The following is a 15,906-nucleotide window of genomic DNA, read 5'->3' on the forward strand; positions in this document are numbered from 1 at the left end:
TAACGCCGCAGAGCCTGCCCACCCATCAGAAGTGCGTCGGGCAAAACGCTGGCCGCTCCACTGCGAACATCCACGCTGCCAGGAACGCCGCACCCAGCTGGTTCTCTTGTATCCGCCCAGCCGCCACCAGGGAGGCAGGATGGACTGCGCCCAAGTAGATGGATGACAGCACGGAGATATCCAGCTCCAGGTCAGGAGCCACCTCGGTAGCTGTTACAGACGCCTGCCCCTCGCGGACATCGAGCAAGAACGTGCCGGGCGTCAGTCCGAGTGCATCGCGGACCTTCAGGACCAGAGAGCCGTCCGCAGGGAATTGGCGTGCTTCCAAGGCCTTCTGAACATCCAGGATTCGCAGCCAGAGCATGTCCCGCGGGTCGGACCCCTTGATGCAACGCGGGTCCTCAAGGGCCCAGGTGAGAGGGTTGTCCACGGAGACTCCGCTCCACTTCACGCATTCCACGAGGTCAATGGCGCCCAAGTACTGCCACAGTTCCAAGTAGGCGGCGGAGTTGGCCGCCACCAAATCCACGATCTCCATGGTGGCGGGCTCCGTCTCCCACCCACTGAACTTGTATGACACGTACCCGTCAATATCACCACTGGACGCATAATGCAGGGCCGTCTTGACCTTGGCATCCGGTCCGCCGTCGCCGTCGGCGTCCTCGCGGCCCACCGATCCGGAGACAAACTGGCGGTAAGACTCCTGCCGGTCGATTGATCCGGGCAACTGCCGGTGTTGCTGCTCGAAGATCTTTGGCGCCAACTCCAAAAGGACCTTCGGCTCGGCTACTTCCACGGTTCCTCCGGAAACGTGGTTGAGCCTGAAGCGGGCGCCCGTATCCACCGTGATGGATTGTTCGAAGGTCGCGACACCGAACCCGAAGCGCCCATAGATAGACGCTTCAGAGGCCGTCAGTGCTGCAATCGCTACGCCATCGTCCTTGGCCAAAGCGAGGTCTTCGCTCATCATCTGCCGCAGCAGGCCTCGGCGGCGGTGCGAGGTGCGGACTGTCACTGCTGAGATCAGGTGAGCGTCCAGGAGCTTTCCAAAACCGACGTTGAGCGTCTTGCGCCATGTCGCGAAGGTAGCAACCGGCATCTCGGCCCCAAGTGAGTACGCCGCCGGTTCGCTGGTCTGATAGACCCCGGTAAACACACTGTGGTCGGCCCGGCTCATGGCCAGGCCTCGATCGATCCTTGTCTCGCTCTTGCTCTCCTCGTGGAACCCGAAGGCCACCGCACGCGACCACGCTACGGCGGCATCGTAGTCAGGTTCATTCTTGGCAGCCGGCTCGAACCGACGGATTTGGTAGTCCCCACTCATCTTTGACACGCCCTCGAGCCTAGCCAATAGCCGCCGGTCGCGCTATGGCCAAGCCGGGCTACGCACCTTCAAGCACCTGGCTTGTAGCCCACGCCAGGTATTTGGCGGCGTTGGCAACGGCGTCGGCCACGTCCGGAACGCCGTCCTTGCGCTGCGCCACATCCAGCAGCTGGGCAGCGGCCACAATGCCGTGCTTCGCGAGGTCTTCGGGCGTCACCGTGATGCGGCCAGCCACTGCGATGACGGGAATTCCGTGCACGCTCGCTGCATCGGCCAGGGCAATGGGCGCCTTGCCGGTGAGTGACTGCTCGTCCATGGAGCCCTCGCCGGTGATCACCAGGTCTGCGTCGCCGAGGTGCTGCGCGAGCCCGGTCAGTCCGGCCACCAGCGCGAAGCCGCCTTCCAGCGCGGCGTCAGTGAAAGCCAGGAACGACGCCGGGAACCCGCCGGCCGCTCCAGCTCCGGGAACGTTCACGTCGCGGCCGGTGGCTTCCCGGAGCAGCGACGCCCAGTTGCGGAGGCCGGCGTCGAGCTTCTCAACAGCGTCCTCATCGGCACCCTTCTGGGGGCCAAAAACGTGCGCGGCACCTTCGGGGCCGTACAGCGGGTTCTGGACGTCGACGGCGATGCGGAACTTCACGCTCGACAACCGGGGATCCAGCTCTGAGGCATCCAAGGCAACGACGTCGGCCAGGGAACCTCCGCCGAGCGGCACCACATTCCCGGCCGCATCAACGGGCTTGAGCCCCAACGCACGCAGCGCACCGCTGCCGCCGTCGGACATTGCCGAACCGCCCAAGCCGAGCACGATCTCAGTGGCACCGGCTTCGAGTGCCGCCGCGATCAGCTGGCCGCAGCCGTAGCTGTGGGCGCGCAGCGAGTTCTCCGGGGTGGGCTCCATGTGCGCAAGGCCGGAGGCCATCGCAGTCTCGATGACAACGCTGGCCCCACCGAAAGCGTCCTTGCGGATGGCCCATGAAGCTCCAACAGGCTTGAGGATCGGGCCAACTACGGCATTGTTGCGCTCCTCGTAGCCGGCAGCGATGGCGGCATCCAAGGTGCCTTCTCCACCGTCGGCAACCGGGAACTGGGTGGTCACGGCATCGGGGTAAACGCGGAGGGCGCCTTCGGCCATGGCTGACGCGGCTTCGGCGGCGGTCAGTGATCCCTTGAACTTGTCCGGGGCGATGAGGATACGCATGGACCCATCTTGCCAGCTTTGCCCGGAAAGCGCTTGCCCACTTTGTAACCTAGCCGCTGATAACCCTCACCGGCGCACCCTCAAGCCAGGCTTTCACGTCCTCAAACGCCCCGCCGTAGAACTGCCGGTAACTTTCATGTGTCACGTATCCGATGTGAGGCGAGAGCACCGTCCGCGGCGAATGCAGCAGTGCATGGCCAGCCGGAAGGGGTTCATCGTCGAAGACATCCAGCGCGGCGCCGCGGATCCACCCCTCTTCCAAAGCCTGGATCAACGCGGCCTCATCCACCAAAGGTCCCCGTGCGGTGTTGACCAGCACGCCCTCCGGGCCCAGGAGACGCAACTCTTTTGCTCCGACGATCCCCTCCGTCCGCTCGGACAAACGGAGGTGCAAGGTCACAACGTCAGACTCACGGAACAGCTCTTCTTTGCTGACCTTGCGGGCGCCGGCAGCCTTTGCCGCTTCAACCGTGAGATTCTGGCTCCACGCAAGAACGTCCATGCCGAACGCTGTGGCATAGCCCGCCATGCGCTTGCCGATCTTGCCCAGGCCAACGATTCCCAGCGTCTTGCCTTCCAGTTCAAACCCGACGCCGGCCTGCCAGTCGCCTGCGCGCAGCGAGTTCTCCTCCACCACCAGGTTCCTCGCGAAGGCCAGCAAAAGCGCCCAGGTCAGTTCGGGCGCCGCAGCCGGCGAACCACTGGTCCCGCACACCACAATCCCCCGCTCGGAGGCGGCCTCAAGGTCAATGGCGGCGTTCGCCATGCCAGTGGTCACCAACAGCTTGAGGTTGGGCAACGACTCAAGGACATGCTGTGGAAAACGCGTGCGTTCGCGCATTGCCACAATGATGTCGAACGGCTCCAAGGCGGCCAACGCTTGCTCTTCCGATACAAAAGGCGCGCTGAAAACGCTCACCTTCACGCCGTCGTCGAGCAATGAATCCCACGGCGCGTAGTCGCCGGAGACCTGCTGGTAATCGTCCAGGATGGCTAAACGGAATCGGGTCACGTCCCTTATCCTCGCGCGGCGGCCGGTGGTACTCAACCCCATCTCACGTTAGGTTTTTGAGTGTGAGCCAAAATGTGACCTCCGCCATGCCCAAGCCCGAGCACCCCCGCCCACAACTGATCCGCGAGAAGTGGATGAACCTCAACGGAATCTGGGGTTTTGAGATCGACGCCGGTGACTCCGGTGTGGAGCGCGGCCTCACCACCCGCGAGCTCACGGGCGAAATTCTGGTTCCGTTCGCACCGGAATCAGCGCTTTCCGGGATCGAGCACGTCGACTTCATGGAGGCCGTTTGGTATCGGCGAACGGTGTCCATCCCGCAAGAATGGGCCGGTCAGAATGTCCTCCTGCACTTTGGCGCCGTGGACCACGACGCCACGGTGTGGGTGAACGGGGTTGAAGTTGCGCGGCACCGGGGTGGGTTCACTCCCTTTACCGCTGACCTCGGCGGTGTCGCCGAGCCTGGAACGGATGCCGTGATTGTTGTGCGCGCCCGGGATTCCCGACACGAGATGCAGGCTCGCGGCAAGCAAGCAACTTGGTACAACAACACCCACTGCCAATACACCCGGACCACTGGAATCTGGCAGACGGTGTGGATGGAGGCCGTGCCTGAGGTCTACATCAAGCGCCTCCGGATGACCCCCAATGTGGCCGACTCCAGCATCACGGTGGAGGTTCCCATCAGCCGGAACCGGACGGGGCACACGGTTTCTGCGATACTCACTGACGGCTCGGGGATTCGCGTTGAGGCGTCTGCACGGGCCGATCTGGACCTCACCCCCTCACTTCGGCTGAACATCCCCGCCGAGTCCCTCCGCCCCTGGTCCATTGAGGATCCGTTCCTCTACGACCTTGATGTCAGCGTGCGGGACGGCTCCGGCGGAATAGTTGATCAGGTCAGCAGCTACGCGGCCGTCCGGTCCATTGCCTTGGACGGCAAGGTGGTCCGCATCAACGGCAAACCAGTCTTCCAACGGCTGGTCCTGGACCAAGGCTACTGGCCGGATTCGCTGATGACTTCGCCGGATGAGGCCGCGTTGATCAAGGACATCGAACTGTCCATGTCGGCCGGATTCAACGGCGCCCGCCTGCACCAGAAGGTCTTTGAGGAGCGCTTCCTGTATCACGCAGACCGCCTGGGCTACCTGGTCTGGGGCGAGTTCGGCGACTGGGGCGTTTCCGGTGGCGGCACCGTCGGCCACAACCAGAAGCCGACGGCGAGCTTCGTAGCCCAGTGGCTGGAAGTGCTCAAGCGCGACTTCAACCACCCATCCATCATCGGCTGGTGCCCCCTCAACGAGACGCACCAGGTCCTGCATGATCGCCTGACCGTCCTGGACGATGTCACCGAAGCCATGTTCCTGGCCACCAAGCTCGCCGATCCCACCCGGCCTGTCATCGATGCTTCCGGATACGCGCACCGGATCCGGGAAACAGACATCTACGATTCCCACTCCTACGAGCAGGATCCGGACAGGTTCCGCATCGAACTGCAAGGCCTTGCAGACGGGAAGCCCTACATCAACCGCAAGGCCGACGGCGAGGAATACTCGGTCCCCTACGCTGGCCAGCCCTACTTCGTCTCGGAGTTCGGCGGCATTTGGTGGAACGAGATCGAAGCCCGACAAGCTGTGGAAGGGACCGACGTGTCCACTTCGTGGGGCTACGGCCAACGTGTCAGTTCGGAGGAAGAGTTCTACGCCCGCTTCGAAGGGCTCTGCTCAGTCCTGCTGGAAAACCCGGACATGTTCGGCTACTGCTACACCCAGCTCACAGACGTGTTCCAAGAGAAGAACGGCATCTTCACCTTTGATCGCGGGGCCAAATTCGACCTGGAGAGAATCCGCGCGAGCCAAGTGCGCCCGGCGGCGATCGAAACCCAGCGCTAGCCCGCCGAGATGGCAATAAATGCCAAATTTTCGGCGTGGGACTGTCATCAAGTGCCACCTCGGCGAAGGCTGCCGGGGGCTTTTAGACCCACTGGCCCCGACGAATCAGGACTTCCTTGAGCAGGTCCAGGCGGTCGGACACGATTCCGTCCACGCCAAGATCCAGGAGCCGCTCCATCTCCGCGGAATCGTTGATGGTCCACACATGCACCTGCCGCCCCAGCCGATGAGCCCGTAACACGAACCCCGGAGTCACAACAGGGAACCGTCCGTAGCGGACAGGAACCTGGAAAACGTCGACGCCGGCAAGCAGCTTGCGTAGCAAAGGTGCCGGCAGCACGGGGCCGAGGAGGACGAACAACGCCGTCAGTGAGCTGCCGGCCGAGGACGCCACTCGACGGGACAGCCTGGCCAGGACCGCCCGGCGGCGCCTGTCCGAAAAACTCGTGACCAGCACCCTGTCATGGACGCCATGCTTCTCGATCGCTGCAGCCATGGGGCCAACGGAGTTCCAGTCCTTGACGTCCAGGTTCAATCGGGCGTCCGGCAGCGCTGAAACCAGCTCATCAAACGTTGGCACCGGTTCCACCCCGCCGATCCGCGCGCGGGAGACCTCGGCAGCGGAAAGCTCCGCAACCCGGCCCACGGAGTCAGTCACGCGGTCCAGGGAAGAATCGTGGAAGACCAGCAGCACGCCGTCGGACGTCGTGTGCACATCCGTTTCAAGGTGCACCGTCCCGAGCTCCGCTGCCGCCCGGAATGCAGCTATGGAGTTCTCCAGGCCATCCAAGGAGAAACCTCGGTGAGCGAAGGCCAAAGGACCCAGCGAACCGTCCTTGCGGAGGAAATAGGGCAGCGTCACTCCCGTAGCGTAGCCCATCGCAAAGGTGCGGCTAGCTCTCCTGGGGTAGGACCGCCGTCGTCTGCGGAACGATCGCAACGCCGTCGCTGACGTGAACCAGCGTCCGGCCGCGACCGCCGTCGAGCTCAACCCAAACGGCTGTGGCATCGCCGGTGACGGCGTCGACAACGCCGGCAGATTCATAGCCCGGAGTCAGCGTGACCCTGACGCGGTCGCCCTGGCGCAGCGAGCGCCAATGGTGATCCGGCTCGATCCGCCGCAGCGGCGCCGTGTTGAAATCGTTGATCCTGCGCTTGGCCATGTTTCCCCCTGCAAATTCGACTGGTAGACACGATGCGAACGGGTCCTTGGCTGGAAGCCTACGGTTGCAAGTTGAACGCCGGTTGTATGGAGGCTGGGAACTGGATGACACTGCGGGACTGACAAACTAGGGACATGACTGTGTTGATTGCCGGGTGCGGCGACCTTGGAACCGAAGCCGGGCTGCGCTTCGCCGCGGCGGGACACGAAGTTGTGGGCCTGCGCCGATCCCCGGAAAAACTGCCATCCGGGATCCGCGGTCTGTACGCGGACCTTTCCAAGGACGTGCCGGAACTGCCTACGGACGTGGACATTGTTGTGATAGCCGTCGCGGCTGACGCATCCACTGAAGGCGCTTACCGCGCCGCCTATCTGGACGGCGTGAAAAACGTCCTGGACGCGCTGGAAAGGCAAGCCCTTGAGCCGCGTCGAATCCTCTTCGTCTCCTCCACAGCTGTGTACAAGGATTCCGGCGGGGCTGTTGTGGACGAGTCGACGCCCACGGAACCCACACGGTTCAGCGGCAAAGTCCTGGTGGAGGCCGAGGAACTGCTGTTCGCCCGAACGCGTGGGACTGGAACCCGGCCTGTTTCCCTGCGGCTTGGCGGAATCTACGGCCCGGGGCGAACCCGGCTGATCGACCAGGTGAAGACCGGTCAAGCCCTCATTCCGGCCCAACCCCGGCACACCAACCGTGTCCACCGGGACGATGCCGCCGCCATGATCGTCCACCTCACCACCATGGATCAGGACCCAGGTCCCGTGTATGTCGGTGTTGACGACCACGCGGCGGAGATGGGCGAAGTCCTGCGGTTCCTCGCGGCAGAACTTGGGTGCCCGGAACCCCCGACGGCGGCACCGGGCGGCGCGTCCGACGCAGGCCCCGGCGACAAGCGCTGCTCCAACGCGCGCCTCCGGGCGACGGGCTTCGAGCCCAGCTTTCCCACGTTCAAAGAGGGCTACCGCGCGCTGTTGGCCGGCGAGGGCGTGCGGCACCCGTGAAACTGGCGGCCTCCCCTGCGGGAAAGCAGTTGCAACGCTGGGGACGGGCCTACTTCGCGGTCCAGGCTGTGGCTGGGCTCGCGTGGTGGATTGCGGTTTTCTTGTCACCCGCCGTGCGCACAGCCACCCTCGGAAGCCTGGACCCCATCGCTGTGGCAGCCTTCGACGTTCCCCTGTTCGTCATCGGCTCGGCCGTCGCCGCCTTCGGCGTGAGGGCAGCAGCGGTGGTGGCTGCGGGCTGGACTGGAATCGTTGCCGTGGCCTTGGCCGGCTACGCAACAATCACTGCCGAGGCGGGCTGGGGTGTTCTGATCATGTTTGCCGCCACGGCATGTTCGGGCGTTGCACTCTGCTTCGTCCTGCTGGGACGTGTCCCTACGGGGTTGATCGTGAGGGGACCGTTCGCGTTCCGTCCAGCATCGGCCCGCCGCACCACTGCAGCTCATGTAGGTGCAACATTGGGTCAGATGGCGCTCTTTTGGGGCTTCTTCCTGGGACTGCTCCCCTTTGCCCTGGTGTGGCTGGAACAGCGTTGGACGGTGTCCCTGCCATTCCACCCCATGACCGTTCCTGCCGGCGTGGTGGTTCTGCTGCTTGCCAGCGCCCTTGGGGTCGCTTCCGCGGTAACCATGTCATCCCGCGGGAGTGGCACGCCACTACCGTCTGCAATGCCCAACCGCCTTGTCATCGCCGGCCCGTATCGCTGGGTCCGCAATCCAATGGCGGTCGCCGGCATCGCTCAAGGGGTCGCCGTAGGGCTCATTCTGGGCTCATGGCTTGTTATCGCTTACGCAGTCATCGGCTCGCTCCTGTGGAACTACGCCGTCCGTCCGTTGGAGGAAGCAGACCTGGAACGCCGGTTTGGAGCCGAATTCCGGCACTACCGCGATGCTGTGCGCTGCTGGGTTCCAAGCTGGTGAGGGACCTCCTCCATCAGGCGGAGGCCCCGCCCTACTTGGAGCCGGCGAACAGTCCGTTGAGGGAGCCGTAGTCGATGGCTTCGCTCACGGCGCTGTAGGTGCCCGTTGTGTTCAGCTCTTCCGCTGCCCGCTTAACGACAGCGTAGGCAGCTTGGGCGATGCTGGAGCCCAGGCTGACCCGGGCCACACCGAGCCTTCCGAGTTCACCGACGCTGAGGGACCCTGAACCCACCATGACGTTGACGGGGACGGATATCCCCGCGGTCAACGCGGCAACGGTGTTTGCGTCGGACGCTCCTGGAACGAAGATGCCGTCGGCTCCCGCCGCCACATACTTTTCCGCCCGTGCCAGGACCTCGGCGATTTGCTGCTCAACAGTGCCTGCTCCGGCCAGGAATACATCGGTGCGTGCATTGATGAACAAGTCCTGGCCCGCATGCCGGGCGGCTTCCCGTGCGGCGGAAATCCGTGCGCAGAATTCTGCGGGGTCACGGGAGCCATCTTCCATGTTGATCCCCACGGCGCCAGCGTCAAGGACATCGGTGACTGTCCTGGCGATTCCCTCCAGCGTTTCAGAGTAGCCGCCCTCAATGTCAGCCGTGACGGGCACCTTAACCGCGTTGACGATGCCTGCAATCACGGCCACAGCACGCTCCCGGTCCAGGCGGTCGCCGTCAGGCAGACCCAAAGACCAGGCAACTCCGGCGCTGGTGGTCGCTACAGCAGGTGCACCCGCTGCCTCCGTGATGAGGGCGCTGGCAACGTCCCAGGCGTTGCTGAGCGCCAAGGGCTTCCGGCTGGTGTGGAGGGATCTGAAGTGGGCTGCGATTCGGTTCTGTTCCGGATTCATGGGTCCATTCCACCAGCCATCACGATGGATGTCTGGCAGAAATCGGACATGACCGAAACTAGACCCGCTGCTCCGTCAGCTTTGCCTCGAGAATCTGGGCCACGCCGTCGTCGTCGAAGTGCGGTGCCTGCTGTCCGGCGGCGAGAATGGCCTCCGGGTGTCCGCTGGCCATGGCATAGCCGTGACCGGCCCAGCGGAGCATCTCGATGTCATTGGGCATGTCCCCGAACGCCACCACGTCAGCAGCTTCGATCCCCAGGGACTCGGCGTACTTGGCGAGCGTGACGGCCTTGTTGATGCCCGGCACGGACATCTCCAGCATCGCAGTCCGAGGTGCTGAGTGGGTGGTGGACACAAGGTGGGCGACCGCCGGCTGGACTTCGGCCAGGAACTCGTCCGGTGTGCCTTTCCGGGTAATCGCCAGGAACTTTACGACGGCGTCTTCCGCCGTGAGCGTCTCAGCCAGCGGCTTAGGCGTGAACTCGGCGAGCAGCTCGCTGGTTTCGTTCTCGATGAACCCCGGCTCCAGTTGGAATCCAGTGAGGGTCTCAACGGCGAAGAGCGCGTCAGGCCTGAGCGACTTGATGATCCGACGGGCCTCAAAAACGGAGTCGGCATCCAGGGCACACGAAGAAAGTGCCTTCTCGGTTTCCAGGTCCCACACCACCGCACCATTGGAACAGATCACGATTCCGCTATGGCCGAGCTGCTCCTGGAGCGGGTACAGCCAGCGCGGCGGACGACCCGTGACGAAGACGAGTTCCACCCCTGCGTCGCGGCACGCCTGGAATGCCTTGATGGTCCGGTCACTGATTTTTCCGTCGTGACCGAGGATGGTGCCGTCAATATCGCTTGCTACGAGCCGCATCATGACAGTCTACGTGGGCGCAAACAGGCGCTGCCTCCTTGCAAACCCCGCACGCTGCCAAACCGGGGAGCATAGGCTGGGTCAATGAGTGACCAGACAACAAGCGAAGAGCACAGCACACGCGGCGCGTACGTCACTGGCAGTGAGTTCAACCGCGATACCAACTACATCGAGGACCGCATCACCCGCGACGGCACTCCGGGACCAAACGGCGAACCGGGTTGGCCGGTGGAGCCGGGGCGGTACCGGCTGGTTGCGGCGCGGGCCTGCCCTTGGGCCAACCGCACCGTCATCGTCCGCAGGCTCCTGGGGCTCGAGGACGTCATCAGCCTCGGCCAGCCCGGCCCCACCCACGATGCCCGTTCCTGGACCTTCGACCTCGACGCCAACGGCAAGGACCCCGTGCTGGGCATCGAGCGGCTGCAGGAGGCGTTCTTCCGCCGTTTCCCGGACTATCCCCGCGGAATCACTGTTCCGGCCATTGTGGATATTCCCAGCGGCGGCGTAGTCACCAACAACTTTCCCCAGATCACCCTGGACTTCTCCACCGAGTGGACACAGTTCCACCGCCCCGGTGCGCCACAGCTGTATCCGGAGCACCTGCGTGAGGAGATCGACGCAGTCAACAAGCGCGTGTTCACGGAGGTCAATAACGGCGTCTACAGGTGCGGCTTCGCCGGATCACAGGAAGCCTACGATGCCGCGTACAACCGTCTGTGGACCGCTTTGGACTGGCTTGAGGAACGGCTGACAGGCCAGCGATACCTTGTGGGTGACACCATCACGGAGGCGGACGTCAGGCTGTTCACCACCTTGGCGCGCTTCGATGCCGTCTATCACGGTCATTTCAAGTGCAACCGCAACAAGCTCAGTGAAATGCCGGCACTGTGGGGCTACGCCCGGGACCTGTTCCAGACGCCTGGGTTTGGGGACACCACCGACTTCGTGCAGATCAAGCAGCACTACTACATCGTCCACGAGGACATTAATCCCACGCAGATTGTCCCTGCAGGCCCGGATCTGTCCGGCTGGCTCACCCCTCACGGGCGGGAAGCGTTGGGCGGCAGCCCCTTCGGGGATGGCACGCCCCCAGGTCCGGTAAAGGCCGGCGAAGAAGTCGCCGCCGGACACGGTGCTGGCTAGACCCTAAGCAACCCCATGGTTGAGCTCTGCCCGCGTGGGCGGGTTTGCGCCCGCCCGTGACACCGTGACGGCGGCCGCGCGCGTCGCATGATCCAGGATCGCGGCCAGCGTTTCGGTCGGCATGGCCCTCAACGCACCTCGGTTCTGCGCACCATCCAGTCCATGATCCACAACCGCGGACAACAGCCCTGCCATGAACGAATCCCCCGCACCCACGGTGTCCACAACGTTCACGGATGGCGCCGGAACCTGCGTTTCCCCTGCCCGCGTAATGCCCCATGGGCCCTGTGAACCACGCGTCACCACCACCAAAGCCGGTCCCTCTTCGCCGCCCAAGGTCAGCCATCGGCGGGCAGATTCCACAGGGTCGACCCCCGGGTACAGCCATTCGAGGTCCTCGTCGGAAGCCTTCACGACGTCGGACAGCACCACGAAGCGTTCGGCCTGCGTTCGCGCGTACTCAACGTCCGTGATGATGCTGGGACGGCAGTTCGGATCGAAGCTGATAGTGCTGCTCGGATGGGCATGCTCAACGGCGGCCAGCACGTCCGCGGCGCCGGGCTCCAAGGCGGTGGCTATGGAACCCGTGTGCAGCAAAGTGGCGCCCTGGAGCATCAGGGGCAACCGTGCGGCGAGTCCGGGCAGTTCCCAGATGAGGTCGAAAACGTAGGTGGCGGCGCCGTCGTCGTCGATCTGCGCAGTGGCCACGCTGGTGGGCTTCTCGTCCGGCGGCAGCGGCACCATCACTGAGCTTGAGCGCAGGTGGGCGGCCACGGAATCGCCGTAGGCGTCACTGCCATACCGGCCGATGAACTGCACAGGGTGATCCAGCCGCGCCAATCCGACGGCAACGTTGAGCGGACTCCCACCAACGTGCGCCTCGATTCCCGAAGGGCGTTGAACGACGTCGACCAGGGCCTCACCAATGACTGTCAGCATGGGACCACTCTGCCAGAGGCGGCCCCCCGTGAACCACAGATTACGAGAGCAGTCGCTGCACCAGTTCCCGGCACTTCTTGTAAGCGACGGCTTTGGGGTCGATCAGGTCAAAATGGTCCCCGGGGACGCGCAGCAGTTGGGCAGCACTTCCGGCCGCCGTAGCCGCAGCTACGTATGCCTCGGACTGGCTGGCGGGGACGTCTTCATCGTCCGTGGCGTGGACGGCATATATCGGGACATCGAGGGGCAGTGAACTCATGGGGTCTGCGTACTTATGCCGTTTTGGGAATCTATGGGAATCCCCGCCCATGAGGTTGCAGACGGCGCCGTTGCTCAGGTTCAGCTTCTCCGCCGCGGCAAGATTCAACAGGCCTGACTGACTGACGACGCCGGTCAGGTGCACGGCATTGTCCTCGGGGCTGCGCTGGAGCTGGCGGTCGGCGTCGGGCGTTCCAATATCCGAAAGCCGCTGCCGGCCCGCAGCCCAGACAGCCAGGTGGCCGCCGGCTGAGTGGCCGAGTGCCACCACTTTGCCGAGCTGAAGATCGTGATCCCCGGCAATCGTGGACAAGTGGTCGATGCCGGCCAGGATGTCCTCGAAGGTATGGGGCCAGCCACCGCCATTGCCAGCCCGACGGTACTCAAGGTTCCAGGCGGTGATGCCGTGCGCTGCGAGGTCGCGCGCAAGAGGCTCGCCGAGCTCGGCGCCGTACTGTGAGCGCCAGTAGCCGCCATGGATCACAACGGCGATTCCACCTGCCACAGCTGATGCGCCGCGATGGTTTCCGTTGTTCGGTTCAGGTATGAAGAGTTCGCCCCACTGACTGGGGTGTTCGCCGTAGCTGTACTTGTGCCGCAACATTGCGCCCTCCTTTGTACTGAGCCTATCGTGACGATTCGGATGTTTGGCTAGAGGCGCCCCGACGGCGAGTGGCTCGATTGAGTGTCGGACCCGACCCGTAAGCTGGGGGCATGGCAAGCAATTGGGACAGCCTGGACCAGGACCAGCGCGATGCAGTGGATGCGAACGTGGCACTCTACGAGCGTGTTCGCCCTGCCCTGAAGCGGGTCACGCGCGATGTCCTGCTCACCCTGCGGGACATGTTGAACGACGCCGAGGTCACCCCGTTGTTTGTCACGGGACGTACCAAGACGGTGGAGTCGTTCCGTGAAAAGATCTCCCGCACGGATGATCCTTTGGAGCCCGGCGGACCGCGTGTGCTGAAATTCCCGGACCCGTTCCGTACTTTGAACGACATGGTGGGCATCCGCGTCATCACCAAACTGCCCGCCGAAAATGCTGCGGTGGCCAACATCATCAAGCGCCAGCGCCAGCTTTTCGATTGCCGTGGCGACCGCGAGAAGGACATCGGTTCCATCGAGTCGGGAACGTACGGCTACTCCAGCCGTCACCTCATCCTGCGCACTATCCAGAATGAGGCCGTCAAGGAATACCAGCACGTCTTCAACCCGGACATGCCCGCCAACGGCAGCTACTTCTTCGAATGCCAGATCCGCACGGTGTTCGCCCACGCATGGAGCGAGATCGAGCACGACATCCGCTTCAAGGCGGAGGACCCCCGCGCTTGGACGCCCCATTTCGACCGCCAATTCACGGCCACCGCAGCCATGCTGGAAACGGTGGAGAGCGCCTTCGCCGACCTTCACGAGCGCTACGAGGAAGTCCGAGGCTACTGGGACCTCGAAGGTGAGGGCGGCTCGCCGTTGACGCCCAACCGGGTCCGTGACGTCTGGCGTACGCTGCTGCCGCACGTTGACCGTAAAGTTGATGACGACTGGGGATGGGCTGCCGAGCTGCTCGCCGCCCACGGCCTCACCAAGACCGTGGAGCTAGCCGGGCTGCTCAGCGCCAACCGGATCACCGAGGTCCGCAAGGCCCTGGACCACCGCTACTCCCCCGGCCCCGACCGCCTCCTGGATGACCTCCTGCTGTGGCAGTACGGGACCGAACACATTGATCTCACCGCTGAGGCGCCCGACGTCGTTCCGCACCCGCGGCGCGACAGCCTCCAGCGGCGTCTTAAGCAGATTGAGCGTTACCGCCAGACTGCACCCTAAGGACCCATGACTCCCGAGCAACTCATGTCACTGCGGGCGACCTTCCGTTCGCCCCGCCGCCTGATGACGGAATCCCTCGCGGGACTGGTGGTGGCTTTGGCGCTCATCCCGGAGGCCATCGCATTCTCTGTGATTGCGGGGGTTGATCCGCGCATAGGACTGTTCGCTTCCTTCACCATGGGCGTGGTCACCGCGCTGGTGGGTGGCCGGCCTGCCATGATTTCCGCGGCCACCGGTGCTGTGGCGTTGGTGATCGCCCCGGTGATGAAGGAGCACGGGCTCGACTACCTGATCGCGACGATCATCCTGGCAGGTGTTTTCCAGATCATCCTTGCTGTCCTGGGCGTCACGCGACTGATGCGCTTTATCCCGCGCTCGGTAATGATCGGCTTCGTGAATGCTCTGGCCATCCTGGTGTTCATGTCCCAAATGCCCGAGCTCTTCAACGTGCCGTGGATGGTCTACCCGATTGTCATTGTTGGCTTGGTCATCGTGTTCGGGCTTCCTCGTCTGACCACCGCCATCCCGGCACCCTTGGTGGCTATCGTTGCCATCACGCTGGTGACCGTGTTGGGAAACATCGACGTCCCCACCGTCAGCGACAAGGGCGAACTCCCGGACAGTCTTCCCGGACTTTTCCTTCCCAACGTTCCCTTGAACCTGGAGACGTTCCAGATCATCGCTCCCTTCGCGCTCTCCATGGCGCTGGTGGGCCTGCTGGAATCACTGATGACCGCCAAACTCGTGGACGACATCACCGACACCCGTTCCAACAAGACCCGGGTTTCCTGGGGGCAAGGAACGGCCAACATCGTCACTGGTTTCCTTGGCGGCCTGGGTGGTTGTGCGGTGATCGGGCAGACCATGATCAACGTGAAGGGATCAGGCGCGCGCAGCCGTCTCTCAACGTTCCTGGCAGGCGTGTTCCTGCTGGTGTTGGTGGTGGTCCTGGGCGACGTTGTTGGCATGATCCCCATGGCCGCCCTGGTAGCCGTGATGATCTTCGTTTCCCTGATCACCTTCGACTGGCATTCCATTCGCATCTCCACCCTCAAACGACTGCCCAAATCCGAAACGGCAGTCATGCTCATTACTGTTGCCGCCGTAGTGGCGACACACAACCTTGCGGTGGGTGTCGGCGTCGGGGTCTTGACCGCTATGGTCCTGTTCGCGCGGCGGGTGGCGCACTTCGCGACAGTGGAGCGGACAGAACTGGAACTCAACGGCGAAAACGTTGCTACCTACACGGTGGACGGTGAACTCTTCTTTGCCTCGTCCAACGACCTCTACACGCAGTTCGACTATGCGAAGGATTCCTCTGAAGGCATAGATCGGGTGATCATCGATCTGCACGGCTCGCATATTTGGGATGCGTCCACTGTTGCCGTGCTTGATTCAGTGACTGAGAAGTACCGGAATCACGGGCGAGAGGTCGAGTTCATCGGGCTCAACGAAGCCAGCGTCCGGATGCGTGAGCGCTTGGCGGGGAAGCTCAACTCCTGACCTAAACAGCG

The 15,906-nt window shown here is 63.6% G+C and carries 15 protein-coding genes; 6 read left to right on the forward strand and 9 right to left on the reverse strand.

The window, feature by feature from the left end; translation table 11 throughout:
• Positions 1 to 25: 25 nt before the first annotated feature.
• Genes N7568_RS22275 through N7568_RS22285 form a run of 3 tightly spaced genes read right to left on the reverse strand, consistent with a single transcriptional unit; the run spans position 26 to position 3,537 of the window.
• Positions 26 to 1,324, reverse strand: a complete 1,299-nt coding sequence (locus tag N7568_RS22275; protein ID WP_261611967.1) for a GNAT family N-acetyltransferase — start codon at positions 1,322 to 1,324, stop codon at positions 26 to 28.
• A gap of 58 nt (positions 1,325 to 1,382) precedes the next feature.
• The gene (locus N7568_RS22280) at positions 1,383 to 2,525 is read right to left on the reverse strand and encodes a glycerate kinase (protein WP_261611934.1); all 1,143 of its coding nucleotides are present in this window, start codon (positions 2,523 to 2,525) and stop codon (positions 1,383 to 1,385) included.
• 49 nt (positions 2,526 to 2,574) lie between these two features.
• Positions 2,575 to 3,537: a D-2-hydroxyacid dehydrogenase family protein gene (locus N7568_RS22285; RefSeq protein ID WP_261611935.1), complete on the reverse strand. Its 963-nt coding sequence runs from the start codon at positions 3,535 to 3,537 to the stop codon at positions 2,575 to 2,577.
• A 74-nt stretch (positions 3,538 to 3,611) separates the two neighbouring features.
• Here N7568_RS22285 and N7568_RS22290 point away from each other — a divergent pair, with 74 nt between their 5' ends.
• The gene (locus N7568_RS22290) at positions 3,612 to 5,429 is read left to right on the forward strand and encodes a glycoside hydrolase family 2 protein (protein WP_261611968.1); all 1,818 of its coding nucleotides are present in this window, start codon (positions 3,612 to 3,614) and stop codon (positions 5,427 to 5,429) included.
• An 82-nt stretch (positions 5,430 to 5,511) separates the two neighbouring features.
• Here the strand turns inward: N7568_RS22290 and N7568_RS22295 are convergent, their stop codons facing one another.
• Both N7568_RS22295 and N7568_RS22300 read right to left on the reverse strand, forming a co-directional pair.
• Positions 5,512 to 6,309 (reverse strand): glycerophosphodiester phosphodiesterase, encoded by a 798-nt coding sequence (locus N7568_RS22295; protein ID WP_261611936.1) that lies wholly within the window; start codon positions 6,307 to 6,309, stop codon positions 5,512 to 5,514.
• Positions 6,310 to 6,322: 13 nt separating this feature from the next.
• Complete coding sequence (locus N7568_RS22300; protein ID WP_261611937.1) at positions 6,323 to 6,592, reverse strand: hypothetical protein; 270 nt, start codon at positions 6,590 to 6,592, stop codon at positions 6,323 to 6,325.
• Between the two features lie 134 nt (positions 6,593 to 6,726).
• Here N7568_RS22300 and N7568_RS22305 point away from each other — a divergent pair, with 134 nt between their 5' ends.
• Entirely contained in the window at positions 6,727 to 7,593 is an 867-nt protein-coding gene (locus N7568_RS22305) for an SDR family oxidoreductase (protein ID WP_261611938.1), read from the forward strand.
• Between the two features lie 2 nt (positions 7,594 to 7,595).
• Positions 7,596 to 8,513, forward strand: a complete 918-nt coding sequence (locus N7568_RS22310) for a methyltransferase family protein (RefSeq protein ID WP_261611969.1) — start codon at positions 7,596 to 7,598, stop codon at positions 8,511 to 8,513.
• A gap of 31 nt (positions 8,514 to 8,544) precedes the next feature.
• On the opposite strand, the gene N7568_RS22315 is transcribed toward N7568_RS22310, so the two are convergent.
• Both N7568_RS22315 and N7568_RS22320 read right to left on the reverse strand, forming a co-directional pair.
• A complete protein-coding gene (locus N7568_RS22315) occupies positions 8,545 to 9,363 on the reverse strand; it encodes an isocitrate lyase/PEP mutase family protein (protein WP_261611939.1) in 819 nt (272 codons plus the stop codon).
• A 58-nt stretch (positions 9,364 to 9,421) separates the two neighbouring features.
• A complete protein-coding gene (locus N7568_RS22320; RefSeq protein ID WP_261611940.1) occupies positions 9,422 to 10,231 on the reverse strand; it encodes an HAD family hydrolase in 810 nt (269 codons plus the stop codon).
• 84 nt (positions 10,232 to 10,315) lie between these two features.
• On the opposite strand from N7568_RS22320, the gene N7568_RS22325 reads away from it, so the two are divergent.
• On the forward strand, positions 10,316 to 11,374 hold the full coding sequence (locus N7568_RS22325) for a glutathione S-transferase family protein (RefSeq protein ID WP_261611941.1): 1,059 nt from the start codon (positions 10,316 to 10,318) through the stop codon (positions 11,372 to 11,374).
• Positions 11,375 to 11,377: 3 nt separating this feature from the next.
• Here the strand turns inward: N7568_RS22325 and N7568_RS22330 are convergent, their stop codons facing one another.
• Positions 11,378 to 12,313, reverse strand: coding sequence for a carbohydrate kinase family protein (locus tag N7568_RS22330; RefSeq protein WP_261611942.1), 936 nt, complete (start codon positions 12,311 to 12,313; stop codon positions 11,378 to 11,380).
• Between the two features lie 40 nt (positions 12,314 to 12,353).
• A complete protein-coding gene (locus N7568_RS22335) occupies positions 12,354 to 13,175 on the reverse strand; it encodes an alpha/beta hydrolase fold domain-containing protein (protein WP_261611943.1) in 822 nt (273 codons plus the stop codon).
• Positions 13,176 to 13,285: 110 nt separating this feature from the next.
• Between N7568_RS22335 and N7568_RS22340 the strand changes: the two genes are divergently transcribed.
• Positions 13,286 to 14,392, forward strand: coding sequence for a GTP pyrophosphokinase (locus N7568_RS22340; RefSeq protein ID WP_261611944.1), 1,107 nt, complete (start codon positions 13,286 to 13,288; stop codon positions 14,390 to 14,392).
• 6 nt (positions 14,393 to 14,398) lie between these two features.
• A complete protein-coding gene (locus N7568_RS22345) occupies positions 14,399 to 15,895 on the forward strand; it encodes a SulP family inorganic anion transporter (protein ID WP_261611945.1) in 1,497 nt (498 codons plus the stop codon).
• The last annotated feature ends 11 nt before the right edge of the window (positions 15,896 to 15,906 follow it).

Source organism: Paenarthrobacter aurescens (assembly GCF_025421775.1).
Taxonomy (GTDB): domain Bacteria; phylum Actinomycetota; class Actinomycetes; order Actinomycetales; family Micrococcaceae; genus Arthrobacter; species Arthrobacter aurescens_B.